This window comes from Pseudogemmobacter humi, from assembly GCF_900609055.1.
GTDB lineage: Bacteria > Pseudomonadota > Alphaproteobacteria > Rhodobacterales > Rhodobacteraceae > Pseudogemmobacter > Pseudogemmobacter humi.
This window is the reverse complement of sequence record NZ_UXAW01000107.1, coordinates 1-15,590: the sequence shown is the minus strand read 5'-3', so window position 1 is coordinate 15,590 and position 15,590 is coordinate 1. Positions and strand designations below refer to the sequence as shown.

Genomic DNA, 15,590 nt, shown 5'->3' with positions numbered 1-15,590 from the left:
GGCCGCGGGTTGCGCCGCAAATCAGGAAAAGGCAAGCCCCGCCGCGATGGCCCACATCAGAAGGCCCACCCCGGTCTCCAGCCAGACCCAGGCCCGGGGCCGCGCGAACAAAGGCGCCAGCAGCCGCGCGCCATAGCCGAGCGCGGCGAAGAAGCTCAGCGAGGCCAGGGCCGCCGCCACGCCGAACACCGCCCGATGCGGCCCGTATTGCGCCGAGACCGAGCCGATCAGCACCAAAGTGTCCAGATAGACATGCGGATTGGCCCAGGTCAGCATCAGGCAGGTGGCGACCACCCGGCCGAGCGGCGCCCCGCCCCCCGGCGCGGGCATCAGCGCCTCGCCGCCCCTGCGCGCCGCGATGAACCGCAGCGCACCGTAAAACAGCAGGAAGGCGACGCCGGCCCATTTCATCGCCACCGCAAGCCATGGCACCGCCCGGCTGACGGCGCCGAACCCCGCGACGCCCAGCGTGATCAGCACCGCATCCGAGACGGCGCAGATCGCCACCACCACGCCGACATGCTCGCGCCGGAGCCCCTGGCGCAGCACGAAAGCATTCTGCGCCCCGATGGCGAGGATCAGGCTGAGCGCCGTGAAATAACCCGCGATCCCTGCCTGCCACATCCGCGATCCCCCCGCCTGCCCCGGTCTGCATAGCCCCGCGCCCGGATCCACTCCAGTTAATCCTTCTGTCGCAAATGAAGCGGGGCTAATCCGCCGCCAACCGCGCCCTCCACCGCCTGCATTTCATCCTGACGCAAATACCCTCGGGGGGCTCGGGGGGCAGACAGCCCCCCGCCTTGCCGCACGAGCGCGGCTTCATCTTTCCGCGCTGATGAAGCCATGCTAATCCGATGCCATGCTGGACCCCGCCCAACTCGCCGCTCTTGCCGCCGTCCACCGCCGCGGCGCCTTCGATCTGGCGGCGGCGGAGCTCGCGGTCACCCCCTCGGCCGTCTCGCAGCGGATCCGCGCACTTGAGGAACGTATCGGCACGCTGCTGATCCGGCGCGGCCAGCCCTGCGCCGCCACCGAAGCGGGCCTGCGGCTGATCCGGCATTTCGACGAAATCGCGCTGCTGGAAAGCCGCCTCGGCGAGGATCTGCCCGCGCTTTCCGCCGGGCCGGCCAGCCTGCGCATCGCGGTCAATGCCGACAGCCTCGCCACCTGGGTCCTGCCCGCCCTCGCCGCCTGCGAGGACTTTCTCTACGACCTGGTGATCGACGACCAGGACGTGAGCCAGGACTGGCTCAGGCGCGGCGAGGTGATGGCGGCGATCACCGGCCATCCCGGCCCCTTGCAGGGCTGCGACACCGTCGCGCTCGGCGCCTTGCGCTACCGCGCCACCGCGAGCCCGGACTATCTTGCGACATGGTTCCCCGAGGGCGTCACCCCCGGGGCGCTGGCGCGCGCGCCGACGCTGGTGTTTTCCGGGATCGACCGGCTGCAACATCTCTGGGCCGCGCGCGAGACCGGCGGCGCGCTGCCCGCGGCGGGGCTGCCCTGCCACCGGCTCGCCTCGTCGCAGGGCTTCGTCGAGGCCTGTGTGCTGGGGCTCGGCTGGGCGATGAATCCCGAGGCGCTGGCGGCCCCGCATCTTGCCTCGGGCGCGCTGGTCGAGATCCGGCCGGAAAGCCCGCTCGACGTGGCGCTTTACTGGCAGTTCCCGCGGCTGATGGGTCCGGCGCTGGCGCCGCTGACCAAAGCGATCCGCGCGCAGGCGGCGCGGGCGCTGATCCCGCCGGAGTGCCGCGGGGGGCGGTGAAAGGGGGCGCTGCCCCCGTCTTCGCTGCGCGAAGCCTCCCCCGGGGTATTTATATCAGGATGAAAGGGATTTTCCGCGGGAGAGCGGACCGGGCGCTGCGCTCTTGCCGGAGACCGGGGGGCGGAAAGGGGCTACCCCGGCCGCGGCGGGCCGGGGTCGGGGCGCGCGCGCGGCTTAAAGCTGCGCGGCGACGTCTTCGGGGACGTCGAAGTTATGGGTGACGGTCTGCACGTCGTCATCCTCTTCCAGCAGGTCGATCAGCTTCATCAGCTTCTGGGCGGTGTCCAGATCGACCTCGGTGCGAGACTGTGGCCGCCACACCAGCTTGGATTCCGTCGATTCCCCGAGCGCCTTTTCCAGCGCGTCGGAGACCGTCGACAGATCCTCGACCCTGCAATAAATCCAGTGGCCATCTTCGTCGGTCTCGACATCCTCGGCGCCGGCTTCGATCGCGGCCATCATCACCGTGTCGCCATCCCCCGCCGACAGCGGATAGGAGATTTCCCCCAGCCGGTCGAAACTGTGCGAGACCGAGCCGGTCTGGCCCATATTGCCGCCCGCCTTGGTGAAATAGCTGCGCACATTCGAGGCGGTGCGGTTCAGGTTGTCGGTCAGCGCCTCGACGATCACCGCGATGCCGCCCGCGCCGTAACCCTCATAGCGGATCTCGGTGTAATCGGCAGCGTCGCCCATCTGCGACTTTTTGATCGCGCGGTCGATCACGTCCCGCGGCATCGAGACCGCCTTGGCGGCCTTCACCGCCAGCCGCAGGCGCGGGTTCTTCTCGGGGTCGGGGTCGCCCATCTTCGCGGCGACGGTGATCTCTTTCGAGAGTTTGGAAAACGTCTTCGAGCGGATCGCATCCTGCTTGCCCTTGCGGTGCTGGATGTTCGCCCATTTCGAATGGCCTGCCATGGGGCACTCATTCCTTCGGATTTCGACAGAGGTTTCCCTTACAACGGTGCGGGCCGCGGGGGCAAGGGCCGGGGGCCAGTCCGCCGGGGCCCCCGGAGTATTTCCGTCGAGAGAAGGATCAGAGCGGCCAGAACACCGGGATAAGCGCCGCGCAGATCACCATGACGATGATGTTGAGCGGCAGGCCCACGCGCATGTAATCCGAGAAACGATAGCCGCCGGGGCCGTAGACCATCATATTGGTCTGGTAGCCGATGGGCGTGGCGAAGGCGAGCGTGGCCGAGAACATCACCGCCACCACGAAGGGGCGCGGATCGTGGCCGAGATTGCGCGCCAGCTCGATCGCCACCGGGGTATAGATCACCGCCACCGCATTGTTCGACAGGAATTCGGTCAGCACGAGGCCGAGGAAATAGACCGCGAGGATCAGCATGAACGGCGACAGCTCCGCCAGCCAGGGGGCGGCGGCGTTCACGATCATCTCGACCGCGCCCGAACGGTCCAGCCCCTCGCCCACGGCGAGCATCGCGAAGATCATCGCCAGCAGCCGGCCGTCGATGAAGCTGAACGCCTCGTCGCTGTCGACGCAGCGGGTGAACAGGATCACCGCCACCGCGAGGAATGCGAGCGCCTGGATCGGCGCCAGATCGAAGGCCGAGAGGATGACGATGAAACCCAGAGCGCCCACCGCGATCGGCGCCTTGGCGCGGCGGAACGGCTTGACCGAGGGGCGCGAGATATCCACCAGGTCCATGTCGGCGGCGAGGCGCTGGATGTCCTCGATGGCACCTTCCAGCAGCAGCGTGTCGCCCACCCGCACCACCAGATCGTCGAGCTGGCGGCCGATGTTCTGGTTGCGGCGGTGCGCGGCCAGAACATAGACGCCATAGCGGCGGCGCAGGCGCAGATCGCCGAGGCGCTGCCCCTCCATCCGGCAGCCGGGGCCGATCAGCACCTCGACCGTCTCGGTCTTGACCGAGAACAGCTTGTCCACCAGATGCACCTCGCGGCGGCGGTCGAACTCCATCAGATCGCTCATTTCGGCGCGCAGGACCACCCGGTCGCCCGGTTGCAGCCTGACCGGTGCCAGATCGCGGCGCAGCGAGGCATCGCCCCGGAGCACGTCGATCAGCCGCACCCCGTCGCGGCGGAACAGATCGACCTCCAGCGGCGCCTGGCCCACCAGCGGGCTGTCCTCGGGGATCGCCACTTCGGTGAAATATTTCATCTTACGCCGGTCGGTCAGCAGCATGCCCATCGACTGGCGCACCGGCAGCAGGCGGTTGGCGAACAGCCCAAGGAACAGCCCGCCCGCCAGCGTGACGGCAAGGCCGAGCGGGAAGATCTCGAACAGGGTGAAATGCGGCTGGCCCGATTTCACCGCCACCCCGTCCACCAGCAGGTTGGTCGAGGTGCCGATCAGCGTCATCATCCCGGCCAACACGGTCATGTAGCTCAGCGGGATCAGCAGTTTCGAGGGCGCGGTGCCCATCTTCAGCGCAAGCTGCATCACCACCGGGATCATCACCGCCACCAGGGGCGTGTTGTTCATGAAGGCCGAAGCCACCGAGATGAAGGCAAAAAGCGCGATCACAGTGACTTTGGGCCGACCCTCGACCGATTTCTCGGCCATGCGGATCACCTGCTCGATGGCGCCGGTCCGCACCAGCCCGCCCATCACCAGAAACATCAGCGCGATGGTCCAGGGCGCGGGATTGGCCAGCACCGACTGCGCCTCCGAGAGCGGCAGCATCCCCAGCACCATCATCACCGCCGCGCCGCCGATGGCGGTGACCTCGACCGGGATGATTTCCGAGATGAACAGCGCGAACATCAGCCCGAGGATCCCAAGCGCCACGAAAGGCTGCGCGGCGGGGGCGATTTCGAACCAGAGCATCGGCATCCTCACGAATCCTGCGGCCCGGCTTATAGGCGCGCGATCCGCGGCGGGGAAGAAAATTCTACCCTTCAGGTCGTGTTAAATGCCCGGGATGCGGCGTCGGGGCCGCCGCGGTGAGAACCGATTGCTCTTTCACGGCGGGAAAGGCCCCAGGCGCCCGCTGCCGCGATACGGAAAGCCGAAACCCCGGCACCTTTCCGGCACGCGGACGGCCTTACGACGGCCCCGAGGGCTGCAACCGCCCGCCCTGGCGCACCATGACGACGCGGGCGGCCAGCCCGGTCGCGTCATCGGTCTCGACATAGACGCCCGACAGCGTGGCCTCGCCCCCGGCGGGCTCGAACCGGGTCTTCGACATGCCGGTCACAAAACGGCGCATCGGCTCCAGCTTCTCCATCCCGATCACCGAATCATAGTCGCCGCACATTCCCGCGTCGGAGAGATAGGCGGTGCCCCCCTTCAGGATCTGCGCGTCGCCGGTGGGCACATGGGTATGGGTGCCGACGACGAGGCTGGCCTGGCCGTCGCACCAGTGCCCCAGCCCCATCTTTTCCGAGGTCGCCTCGGCATGGACATCGACGATGGCGGCCTGGACGCTCACCCCCAGGCGATGCGCCTTCAGGATCGGGTCGATGGCCGAGAACGGATCATCGAAGGGCTGTTTCATGAACACCCGGCCCAGAACCTGGGCGACCAGCACGCGCCGTCCGCCCGGCGCGTCGAACACCCGCGCGCCCTTGCCCGGGGCGATCTTCGAGTAATTCACCGGCCGCAACAGGCGCGGCTCCTGCTCCAGGAACTGCGCCATGTCCTTCTGATCGAAAGTATGATCGCCAAGCGTCACCACATCGGCGCCGGCGGCGAGCAGCCCCTTCGCATGTTCGGCCGAAAGCCCCATGCCGCCGGTCGCATTCTCGCCGTTGACCACGACGAAATCGAGCCCCCACCGCGCGCGCAGCCCGGGCAGATTCGCGGCTATCGCCGCCCGCCCGCTGCGCCCCATCACATCGCCAAGGAAAAGCAGTTTCATACGTCCCGCTTATGCCCCCGTCGCGCGCCCTGCAAGCGGCCCATATCGCCGCAGCGGCAAAAACGCGCCCTCTCAGCCCGACCCGGATATGCCCCGCGCCGCCCCTGCCCCTTTCATCCTGACCGAAATACCCCCGCCGGAGGCATCCGCCGCCAGCCGTCCGCGCGCAGCGACAGTTGAGCCGCCCCCGATAACCCGCTAACCCTGCGCCATGACGCCCGATCTGATCCAGAGCCTCTTCACCCGCCCCGACGGCAGCTTCCTCTGCGCCCGCTGGGGCCGGCCCATCGTGCCCATCGTCTTCGGCACCGACGACGCCACCCTCGCCACCATCAAGGGCGCGATCGAGGCGCTGGTCGTGCTGGCCGATCACCGGATGGCGGAAACCGATCCCGAGCTCGGCGCCAATCTGATGGCCTTCTTCTTCCGCGACTGGTCGGAACTGCCGCAGGTGCCGGGCCTCGACCGGCTGATCCCGGACCTCGGGCCGCTGTGCGAGCGGCTGGCCGCAGCGGGCGCGAACCAGTATCGCGCTTTCCGTTTCGACGCCGATGGCGCGATCCGGGCGGTGTTCCTGTTCCTGCGGATGGACGAGCATCTCTCGGCGATGCCCGCCGCCGATCTCGCGCTGGCCCAGGCGGCCGGGGCGATGCTCAGCTGGGCCGATGGCGCTTTCGCCGGTTTCGCGCCGCTCGCGCGCACCGAAGACGGCCGCATCATCCTGCGCCCCGATCTCGCCGCGCTGATCCGCGCCGCCTACGATCCGGCGCTGCCCGCCGCCGCCACCGACCCGAGCCACGCCCTGCGCCTTGCCGCCCGCATCGGAGGGGCCGAAGGTGACGCATGAATTCCCGGTCCGGGTCTATTACGAGGACACCGACCTCGCCGGGATCGTCTATTACGCCAATTACCTGAAATTCATCGAACGCGGCCGCAGCGAATGGGTGCGCGCCTGCGGTATCGACCAGATGGAGCTGCGCGCGCGCCATGACATCGTTTTCGCCGTGCGCCGGGTCGAGGCCGATTACCTGCGCCCCGCCCTGTTTGGCGACGATCTGACCGTCACCACCGGACTTTCCGCCCTCGGCGGCGCACGGATCGAGCTTGATCAGGCGGTGCTGCGCGGCCCGGAATTGCTGTTCCAGGCGAGGGTCACTCTGGTCTGCCTGACCGCCCGGGGTCAGGCCACGCGGACCCCGGCAGAGATCCGCGCGCTTCTCTCCCCGGGCTGAGCCCCACCGGCAGGCTGCCGCCACTCGCCAAGATGTGTTGGCATTCCCCTTGTGATCTTGATAGAATCAGCGCTAACGACCGGCGAAACCGACCGGCGACACAAACGAGCAGGCGTAATGGAAACTGAAACCCTCGCGATGGCGCAGGAGATTAACTTCTCGCTGCTGGCCCTCTTTGCCCGTGCAACCTTCACCGTCCAGCTGGTGATGATTGCCCTGATCGCCATGTCTTTCTGGTCCTGGGCGATCATCTTCCAGAAACACATCCTGTTTCGCAAGGCGCGCTCCGAGGCCGCGGAATTCGACCGCGCCTTCTGGTCGGGCGAGCCGCTCGACGAGCTTTACGAGCGCATCGGGCCGGAACCCCAGGGCGCATCCGAGCGCGTCTTCGCCTCGGGGATGCTGGAATGGCGCCGCAGCCACAAGCACGACGGCGCGCTGATCGCCGGCGCCCAGGCCCGGATCGACCGCGCCATGGACGTGGCCATCGCCCGCGAAAGCGAGAAGCTGAACAACGGGCTTTCCTTCCTCGCCACCACCGGCTCGACCGCGCCGTTCATCGGCCTCTTCGGCACGATCTGGGGGATCAAGCATTCGTTCGAGGAAATCGCGATCTCGCAGAACACCTCGCTCGCGGTCGTGGCCCCGGGGATCGCCGAGGCGCTGCTGGCGACCGGGATCGGCCTCGTCGCCGCCATCCCGGCGGTGGTGTTCTACAACAAGCTCAACTCGGACTCCGAACGCATCCAGGGCAATTACGAAAGTTTCGCCGACGAATTCGCGACCATCCTGTCGCGCCAGCTGGATTCCTGAGCCATGGGCGCCGGGGTCATGAAGAAATCGGGCGGCGGAGGGCGGCGGGGCCGCCGCCGCGGCTCGTCGGCCGCGATGAGCGAGATCAACGTCACGCCTTTCGTCGATGTCATGCTGGTGCTCCTGATCATCTTCATGGTCGCGGCGCCGCTGATGACGGTGGGCGTGCCGGTCGAACTGCCGAAAACCGCCGCCACCGCGCTGCCGACCGAGCAGGAGGAGCCGCTGGCGATCACCCTCTCGGCCGACGGGCTGATCGCGATCATGAATACCGAGGTGGCCGAGAACGAACTGATCCCCCGGCTGAAAGCCATCGCGTCCGAGCGCAAATCCGACAAGGTCTATCTGCGCGCCGACGGCAAGCTGCCCTATGAGCGCGTGGCCCAGGTCATGGGTGCGCTGAACGCCGGCGGGTTCAACAACATCGGTCTGGTGACCGATGCCCAGGGCCCCGATTTCGGCGCCGGTAACTGAGGGCGGGCGGCGGATCCATGGAACGGCGCTTCCAGACGGGCACCATCCTTTCCGGCGCGGGCCACGCGGGTCTGATCCTCTGGGTCATGATCGGCGACTGGCTGTTCGCGCCGACCGCGCCGACGGAGATGATGTCCACCCAGGTCTCGATGATGTCCGAGGCCGAGTTCCAGGCGATGGCCGCCGCCGCGCCCGCTGCATCGGACACGCCCTCCGAGGCACCCGAAAGCATTTCCGCCCCCGAACCGGCCGAGACGGAGATCACCGAACCCGCCGCCGAGACGCCCTCGGAGCCGCCGCCGCAGCCCGAGACCGTGGCCGCCCCCGAGCCGGAGCCCGAGCCCGTCACCCCGCCCCAGCCGGTCGAGGTGACGCCCGAGCCGCTGCCGCCCGAACCCGAACCTCCGGGCGAGGAACTGCCGCCCGAGGTGGTCTTCGCGCCCGTAGAGCAGCCGATGCCGACGATGTCCTCGTCTCTGCGCCCGAAGCCGAAGCCCGCCGATATCGTCGCGCCGAATCCTGTGCCCGCGCCCGAGGACACCCGCACCGCCGATGCGCCGCAGGAAGCCGTCAGCGTGACCGAAGAGCCCACGCCCGAGCCGCCGCGCGAGGAAACCACCGAGACGGCGCCGCAGGAAACCGGCGACGTGCTGCGCACCGAGGCGACCGAGGAACAGACGGAATCGCTGGGCATGTCCACCTCGCCGCGCCCGCGCGCGAAGCCGAACCGGCCCGCGCCGACGCCCGCGGCCGAAACCCCGCGCGCGACGCCTTCCGCCCCGTCGAACAGCACCACGGCGCCGGACAGATCCTCTGCGTCCGAGGATGACGCCATCGCCGCCGCCATCGCCGAGGCCGAAGCCGCCGCCCGGGCCGAGGCAGCCGCCGCCGCCAGCAGCGCGAATGCGGGCTCCGGCGGCCAGGGCAGCAGCCGCAGCGGCCCGCCGCTGACCGCAGGAGAGATGGGCGACATCTCTTCGGCCATCAGCAGAAAGTGGAACGTCGGCACCATGGGCACCGACGCGATGTCCACCGTGATCGTGGTGCGGGTGGAATTCGACTCCTCGGGCAAGCCCGGCAACATGTCGGTGGTGGAATCCACGGGGCCGAGCCAGGGCGCGATCGACGTGGCCTTCCGCCAGGCCCGCAGCGCCATCGCCCGCGCCTATCAGGAAGGCGGCATCCCGCTTCCCTCCGACAAATACGACACCTGGAAGGTGCTTGAATTCGTCTTCGACGCGAACGGGATGCGGCTCAGATGACCCCGCCCCGGCGCGAAACCGGCGCACGCAGATGTCAGATGACACAGGAAACCATATCCCGCGTTATAAGTTGACAACGGATATCCGTAAGATGAACCGCGAAACCGGCAGCAGACCCGGACAACACGGAGCGAGAGGCAGATGAACTTCACCCGCAGACATTTCGCAGCCAGCCTCGCGGCCGGTGCGGCGGCGCTTCCGGTCATGGCGCGCGCCCAGGACGGCAGCCCGCCCCGGATCGTGATCGGCCCGGGCGTGATCGAGCCGATGCCGATCGCCGTTCCCGCCTTCATCGACGAAGGCGGCGCCGGGGAACTCGCGCGCAACATCTCGCGCGTGGTGGTCTCGGACCTGACCGGCACCGGATTTTTCCGCGAGATCGGCCCCGAGGCCCATATCGGCCGCATCACCAGTTTCGACGCCGGGATCGGCTTTGAGGAATGGCGTGCGATCAACGCCCAGGTGCTGATCACCGGCGCGGTCTCGGCCGCCGGAGACCGGGTGTCGGTCAAGTTCCGCGCCTGGGACGTGGTGAACGGCCGCCAGATGGACGGCGCCGCGCTGCAATTCGCCGGCACCAAGGCCGGATGGCGCCGCATGGCCCATAAGGTGGCCGATGTGGTCTATTCCAAGATCACCGGCGAGGGCGGCTATTTCGACAGCCGCGTGGTCTTCGTCGCCGAATCCGGCCCCAAGAACGCGCGCCAGAAGCGGCTCGCGGTGATGGATTACGACGGCGCCAACGTCCAGTATCTGACCGACAGTTCCGCAATCGTGCTGGCGCCCAGGTTCTCGCCCAGCGGCGACCGCATCCTCTACACCAGCTACGAGACCGGCTTCCCGCGCATCACGCTGCTGAACGTCGGCAACCTCAAGCGCCAGACCCTGGCCGAGCAGCCCGGCACCATGACCTTCGCGCCCCGGTTCTCGCCCGACGGCGGCTCGGTCGTGTTCAGCCTGGAGCGCGGCGGCAACACCGACATCTATCTGATGAACCTCGGCTCGGGATCGACGGTGCAGCTGACCAATTCGCCCTCGATCGAGACCGCACCCTCGTTCAGCCCCGACGGCAGCCAGATCTGCTTCGAATCCGACCGCACCGGCGGCAGCCAGATCTACATCATGTCCACCGGCGGCGGCGAGGGGCGGCGGATCTCGAACGGCAAGGGCCGTTACGGCACGCCGGTCTGGTCGCCGCGCGGCGATCTGATCGCCTTCACCAAACAGGCCGAAGGGCGCTTCCACATCGGCGTGATGCGCACCGACGGCTCGGAAGAGCGGCTGCTGACGGCCTCGTTCCTCGACGAGGGCCCGACCTGGGCGCCGAACGGCCGGGTGATCATGTTCACCCGCGAGACCTCGGGCGGCGGCGGCCAGGCCTCGCTCTGGTCGGTCGACATCACCGGCCGGAACCTCAGGCAGATCCCAACCGAAGGCCCGGCCTCGGACCCGGCCTGGTCGCCGCTTCTGCCGTAACACCCTTCCGCCATGGGCAATCCTGCCGGATTCCCATGGCCCCTCAAAGCTGCTAACCTGGCGGGAAATCATGTCCCCGCGTCGCGATGGAAAAGGACGAACCCCGATGAGCTTCACCCCCAAGGCCCTGCTGCTTCTGGCCACGCTGACGCTGGCCGCCTGTCAGAACCCCGACCGCTACGGCTCGGGCGGCGCCGATGGCATGGGCGGCACGGGCGGCCCCGGCTCGGGCTATGTCGACACCACCGGCCTCGGCGATCCGAACGATCCGCGCTCGATCGCCTATTTCAACCAGACCGTGGGCGACCGCGTGCTGTTTGCGGTGGACCAGTCCACCGTCTCGACCGAGGGCCGCTCGATCCTGACCGCCCAGGCCGGCTGGCTGAACCAGAACCCGGGCTATGCCATCATCGTCGAGGGCCATGCCGACGAACAGGGCACCCGCGAATACAACCTGGCGCTCGGCGCGCGCCGCGCCGCGGCGGTGCAGCAGTTCCTGATCAGCCAGGGCGTCTCGGGCACCCGGATGCGCACGATTTCCTACGGCAAGGAACGCCCGATCGAGGTCTGCTCGACCGAATCCTGCTACTCCAAAAACCGCCGCGCGGTCACCGTGCTGTCGGTCGGCGCCGGGGCCTGACCATGGCAGGGTTCCGGCTGATCCTGCCGCTTCTGGCGCTCGGCCTCGCCGCACCGGCCGGCGCCGAGACGCTGGCCGATGTGCGCGCCGAGCTTGGCCAGCTCGCGGCCGCGTTCAACGCGCTCAAGGCTGAGCTGACCACCACCGGCGCCTCGGCGCGGGTGGGGGGCGCCGATGCTCTGGCGCGGATGGACACGATCGAGGCGGAACTCATGCGCCTGACCTCGCGCACCGAAGAGATCGAGCTGCGGCTGAACCGCGTGGTCTCGGACGGCACCAACCGCATCGGCGACATCGAATTCCGCCTGTGCGAGGCGACGCCGGGCTGCGACCCGATGAACATGAGCGCGACGCCGACTCTGGGCGGCGACAGCGGCGGTTCCTCTGCCGCCCCCGTGATCACCCCGGCCGCCCCTTCGGCGGGATCCTCCTCATCAGGACCGGAGCTTGCGGTCGCAGAACAAGCAGATTTCGACCGGGCCAAGGGGGTGCTCGGTCAGGGTGACTTTCCCGGTGCTGCATCGCTCTTTGAGACCTATGCCCAATCCTATCCTGGCGGGCCGCTGATCCCCGAGGCGCATTACCTGCGCGGCGATGCGCTGGCGAAAATGGGCGAGACGGCGCGGGCGGCCCGGGCCTATCTCGACGCCTATTCCAGCAATCCCCAGGGGCCGATCGCGCCCGATGCGGTGCTGAAACTGGGCGAGGCACTGGGGCAACTGGGCCAGACCGAACAGGCCTGCCTCACGCTGGCCCAGGTCGGGATCGAATACCCCGGCTCCATCGCCGCCACCCAGGCTCCGATCGCCATGCAGGGGCTGGGGTGCCGCTGAGCCCGCGGTATCGCTGGCTGAGCGATATTGAATCGGTCGAGGATCGGCAGCTCCTTCTGATGGCGCTGGACGGCCTCCCCGCCTGCGACACCCCCGGGGCAATCGGGCTGGCGGTCTCGGGCGGCAGCGATTCCATGGCGATGCTGCATCTGATGACCCGCGCCGCCCCCCATTGCGGCGTCACGCTGGAAGTGGCCACCGTCGATCACCGGCTGCGCCCCGAGGCCGCCGGGGAAGCCGCCTTCGTCGCTGAGACCTGCCGCGCGCTCGGTCTGAAGCATGACACGCTGATCTGGGACGACCACCCCGCGACAGGCAATCTGATGCAGGCGGCCAGCCACGCCCGCTACGCTTTGCTGGCCGGATGGGCGAAAGCGCGGGGGCTGAGCCATGTGATGCTGGCCCATACCGCCGACGATCAGGCCGAAACCTTCCTGATGGGTCTTGCCCGCGCCGCCGGCCTTGAGGGACTGAGCGGAATGCGGCACGACTGGCAGGAAAGCGGCATCACCTTCTGCCGCCCGTTTCTCTGGGCCAGCCGTCAGGGGTTGCGCGACCATCTCCTGCGCCACGGGCTGGCCTGGCGCGACGACCCCTCGAACGAAAATCTGCGCTACACCCGTGCCCGCGCCCGCAAGGCGCTGGCAACGCTTGCCCCCCTGGGGATCACGGTCCAGACGCTGAACACGACGATCCACAACCTCGCCATGGTGCAGAGCCTGGTCGCCGGCGCGCTGTCCGAAACCTTCGCCCGGATCGGCAGGGAGGCGGCCGGCAGCCTGATCCTGAACGCCAGGGATTTTCACCACCTCGGCCCCGAAATGCAGCGCCGCCTGCTGATCGCGGCGATCCGCTGGCTCTCGGGCGCGCGCCACCCGCCGCGGGCCGAGGCGGTGGACCGGCTGCAACATGCGCTCTGGCCGCAGAAGGCGGCCACGCTCGGCGGCTGCCGCTTCCGCTTCAAAGGCGATGCGCTGCACATCACCCGCGAGCCGCGCGCTGTTTCCGCCCCCTGCCCTGCCGATCAGATCTGGGACCACCGCTGGCGCCTGACCGGCCCCGAGGCGCGGGACCTGGAGATTCGCGCGCTCGGCGCCGGGGGATTGCGGCTCTGCAAGAACTGGCGCGAAACCGGCCACGACCGCGAGGCGCTGATCGTCACCCCCGCCCTCTGGCGCGGGGCGGAACTGGTCGCGGCCCCGCTGGCCTGCCCGGATAGGGGCGAATGGCAGGCGATGCTCAGCCCGTCCTTCGGAATGTTCGTCTTATCGCATTGAACCCAGGCCCCGGATAGCTAAATTAGGAACAAACGCGGCCCCCATCCCCCGGCGGGCCGCCTGTCGGGAGATTCATGTGAACAACGCGCGCAATATCGCCTTCTGGGTCGTCCTGCTGCTCTTGATCCTCGCGCTTTTCAATCTGTTCTCGGGCGGGCAGACGGCGATGTCCTCGCGGCAGTTGTCCTGGTCGGATTTCATCGAACAGGTCGATGCCGGGCGCGTCGCCTCGGTCACGCTCGACGGCGAGCGCGTCACCGTCCGCACCAAGGACGGCAGCACCTTCTCGACCGTCAAACCCGGCGACGAACAGGTCACCGAAAAGCTGATCGCCCAGGGTGTCGAGGTCCAGGCCACGCCGCAGCAGCAATCGGGCTTCATGTCGCTGATCTCGCTGTGGCTGCCGTTCCTCGTGCTGATCGGTATCTGGATCTTCTTCATGAACCGGATGCAGGGCGGCGGCAAAGGCGGCGCCATGGGCTTCGGCAAGTCGCGCGCGAAACTGCTGACCGAGAAACACGGCCGGGTGACTTTCGACGACGTGGCCGGGATCGACGAGGCCAAGGAAGAACTGGAAGAGATCGTCGAATTCCTGCGCAACCCGCAGAAATTCTCGCGGCTCGGCGGCAAGATCCCCAAGGGCGCGCTGCTGGTGGGCCCGCCCGGCACCGGCAAGACGCTTCTCGCGCGCGCCATCGCAGGTGAGGCCGGGGTGCCGTTCTTCACCATCTCGGGCTCGGATTTCGTCGAGATGTTCGTCGGCGTCGGCGCAAGCCGGGTGCGCGACATGTTCGAACAGGCCAAGAAGAACGCGCCCTGCATCGTCTTCATCGACGAGATCGACGCCGTGGGCCGCGCCCGCGGTGTGGGCATCGGCGGCGGCAACGATGAGCGCGAGCAGACGCTGAACCAGCTTCTGGTCGAGATGGACGGGTTCGAGGCCAACGAGGGCGTGATCATCATCGCCGCGACCAACAGGAAGGACGTGCTCGACCCCGCGCTGCTGCGACCGGGCCGGTTCGACCGCCAGATCCATGTGCCGAACCCCGATATCAAGGGCCGCGAGAAGATCCTGAACGTCCATGCCCGCAAGGTGCCGCTCGGCCCCGATGTCGATCTGCGCACCATCGCCCGCGGCTCGCCCGGCTTCTCGGGTGCGGACCTCATGAACCTCGTGAACGAGGCGGCGCTGATGGCCGCCCGCGTCGGCCGCCGCTTCGTCACCATGGCCGATTTCGAGAATGCCAAGGACAAGGTGATGATGGGGGCCGAGCGCCGCTCGATGGTGCTGACGCCGGAACAGAAGGAAATGACCGCCTATCACGAGGCCGGCCACGCCATCGTCGGCATGGCGCTGCCGAAATGCGATCCGGTCTACAAGGCGACGATCATTCCGCGCGGCGGCGCGCTCGGCATGGTGATGAGCCTGCCCGAGATGGACCGGCTGAACTGGCACAAGGATCAATGCGAGCAGCGCATCGCGATGACCATGGCCGGGAAAGCCGCCGAGATCATCAAATACGGCGAGGAAGCGGTGTCGAACGGCCCCTCGGGCGACATCCAGCAGGCCTCGGCGCTGGCGCGCGCCATGGTGCTTCGCTGGGGCATGTCGGATGCGGTCGGCAATATCGACTATGCCGAGGCGCATGAGGGCTATCAGGGCAATGCCAGCGGCCTCTCGGTCTCGGCCGAGACCAAGCGGGTGATCGAGCAGGAGGTCAAACGCCTGATCGACGAGGGCTACGACACCGCCCACCGCATCCTGAGCGAAAAGCACGACGACTGGGAGCGGCTCGCCCAGGGTCTGCTGGAATACGAGACCCTGACCGGCGACGAGATCCGCAAGGTGATCGCGGGCGAGAAACCCGGCGAGGGCGGCGATGCCGACACCGGCCCGGGCGGCAACGCGCCCTCGGTGGCGGCGATCCCGCGCACCCGCCCGCCGCGCGGCCCCCAGGCCGACAGCGCCGAAC

The 15,590-nt window shown here is 68.3% G+C and carries 15 protein-coding genes; 11 read left to right on the top strand and 4 right to left on the bottom strand.

The window, feature by feature from the left end:
• Positions 1-21: 21 nt before the first annotated feature.
• Complete coding sequence (locus XINFAN_RS18640) at positions 22-624, bottom strand: LysE/ArgO family amino acid transporter (protein ID WP_124088372.1); 603 nt, start codon at positions 622-624, stop codon at positions 22-24.
• A 235-nt stretch (positions 625-859) separates the two neighbouring features.
• Here XINFAN_RS18640 and XINFAN_RS18635 point away from each other — a divergent pair, with 235 nt between their 5' ends.
• The gene (locus XINFAN_RS18635; RefSeq protein WP_124088371.1) at positions 860-1,765 is read left to right on the top strand and encodes a LysR family transcriptional regulator ArgP; all 906 of its coding nucleotides are present in this window, start codon (positions 860-862) and stop codon (positions 1,763-1,765) included.
• A 174-nt stretch (positions 1,766-1,939) separates the two neighbouring features.
• On the opposite strand, the gene XINFAN_RS18630 is transcribed toward XINFAN_RS18635, so the two are convergent.
• From XINFAN_RS18630 to XINFAN_RS18620, 3 genes are all read right to left on the bottom strand, one after another.
• Positions 1,940-2,680 carry a YebC/PmpR family DNA-binding transcriptional regulator gene (locus XINFAN_RS18630; RefSeq protein ID WP_124088370.1) on the bottom strand — a complete coding sequence of 247 codons (741 nt, stop codon included), beginning with the start codon at positions 2,678-2,680 and terminating at the stop codon, positions 1,940-1,942.
• 118 nt (positions 2,681-2,798) lie between these two features.
• Positions 2,799-4,577 carry an SLC13 family permease gene (locus tag XINFAN_RS18625; protein WP_124088369.1) on the bottom strand — a complete coding sequence of 593 codons (1,779 nt, stop codon included), beginning with the start codon at positions 4,575-4,577 and terminating at the stop codon, positions 2,799-2,801.
• A 217-nt stretch (positions 4,578-4,794) separates the two neighbouring features.
• The gene (locus XINFAN_RS18620; protein ID WP_124088368.1) at positions 4,795-5,610 is read right to left on the bottom strand and encodes a TIGR00282 family metallophosphoesterase; all 816 of its coding nucleotides are present in this window, start codon (positions 5,608-5,610) and stop codon (positions 4,795-4,797) included.
• Between the two features lie 211 nt (positions 5,611-5,821).
• Here XINFAN_RS18620 and XINFAN_RS18615 point away from each other — a divergent pair, with 211 nt between their 5' ends.
• The 10 genes from XINFAN_RS18615 to ftsH form a co-directional block, all read left to right on the top strand.
• Positions 5,822-6,457, top strand: coding sequence for a hypothetical protein (locus XINFAN_RS18615; RefSeq protein ID WP_124088367.1), 636 nt, complete (start codon positions 5,822-5,824; stop codon positions 6,455-6,457).
• Positions 6,447-6,842: a tol-pal system-associated acyl-CoA thioesterase gene (ybgC, locus tag XINFAN_RS18610; RefSeq protein WP_124088366.1), complete on the top strand. Its 396-nt coding sequence runs from the start codon at positions 6,447-6,449 to the stop codon at positions 6,840-6,842. Before XINFAN_RS18615 ends, ybgC begins: the two co-directional genes overlap by 11 nt.
• Before the next feature lie 117 nt (positions 6,843-6,959).
• The gene (gene tolQ, locus XINFAN_RS18605) at positions 6,960-7,655 is read left to right on the top strand and encodes a protein TolQ (protein ID WP_124088365.1); all 696 of its coding nucleotides are present in this window, start codon (positions 6,960-6,962) and stop codon (positions 7,653-7,655) included.
• A gap of 3 nt (positions 7,656-7,658) precedes the next feature.
• A complete protein-coding gene (tolR, locus tag XINFAN_RS18600) occupies positions 7,659-8,129 on the top strand; it encodes a protein TolR (protein WP_124088364.1) in 471 nt (156 codons plus the stop codon).
• Between the two features lie 17 nt (positions 8,130-8,146).
• Positions 8,147-9,391, top strand: coding sequence for a cell envelope biogenesis protein TolA (locus XINFAN_RS21860; RefSeq protein ID WP_160144658.1), 1,245 nt, complete (start codon positions 8,147-8,149; stop codon positions 9,389-9,391).
• Positions 9,392-9,532: 141 nt separating this feature from the next.
• Complete coding sequence (gene tolB / locus XINFAN_RS18585) at positions 9,533-10,867, top strand: Tol-Pal system beta propeller repeat protein TolB (protein WP_124088361.1); 1,335 nt, start codon at positions 9,533-9,535, stop codon at positions 10,865-10,867.
• Between the two features lie 106 nt (positions 10,868-10,973).
• Positions 10,974-11,507 carry a peptidoglycan-associated lipoprotein Pal gene (gene pal / locus XINFAN_RS18580; protein WP_124088360.1) on the top strand — a complete coding sequence of 178 codons (534 nt, stop codon included), beginning with the start codon at positions 10,974-10,976 and terminating at the stop codon, positions 11,505-11,507.
• Between the two features lie 2 nt (positions 11,508-11,509).
• Positions 11,510-12,340, top strand: coding sequence for a tol-pal system protein YbgF (gene ybgF, locus XINFAN_RS18575; RefSeq protein WP_124088359.1), 831 nt, complete (start codon positions 11,510-11,512; stop codon positions 12,338-12,340).
• Positions 12,331-13,617, top strand: coding sequence for a tRNA lysidine(34) synthetase TilS (gene tilS, locus XINFAN_RS18570; protein WP_124088358.1), 1,287 nt, complete (start codon positions 12,331-12,333; stop codon positions 13,615-13,617). The genes ybgF and tilS overlap by 10 nt, the downstream gene beginning before the upstream one ends.
• Positions 13,618-13,693: 76 nt before the next feature.
• Positions 13,694-15,590: ATP-dependent zinc metalloprotease FtsH (gene ftsH, locus XINFAN_RS18565; protein WP_148087158.1), on the top strand; the 1,897-nt coding region annotated here is incomplete at its 3' end.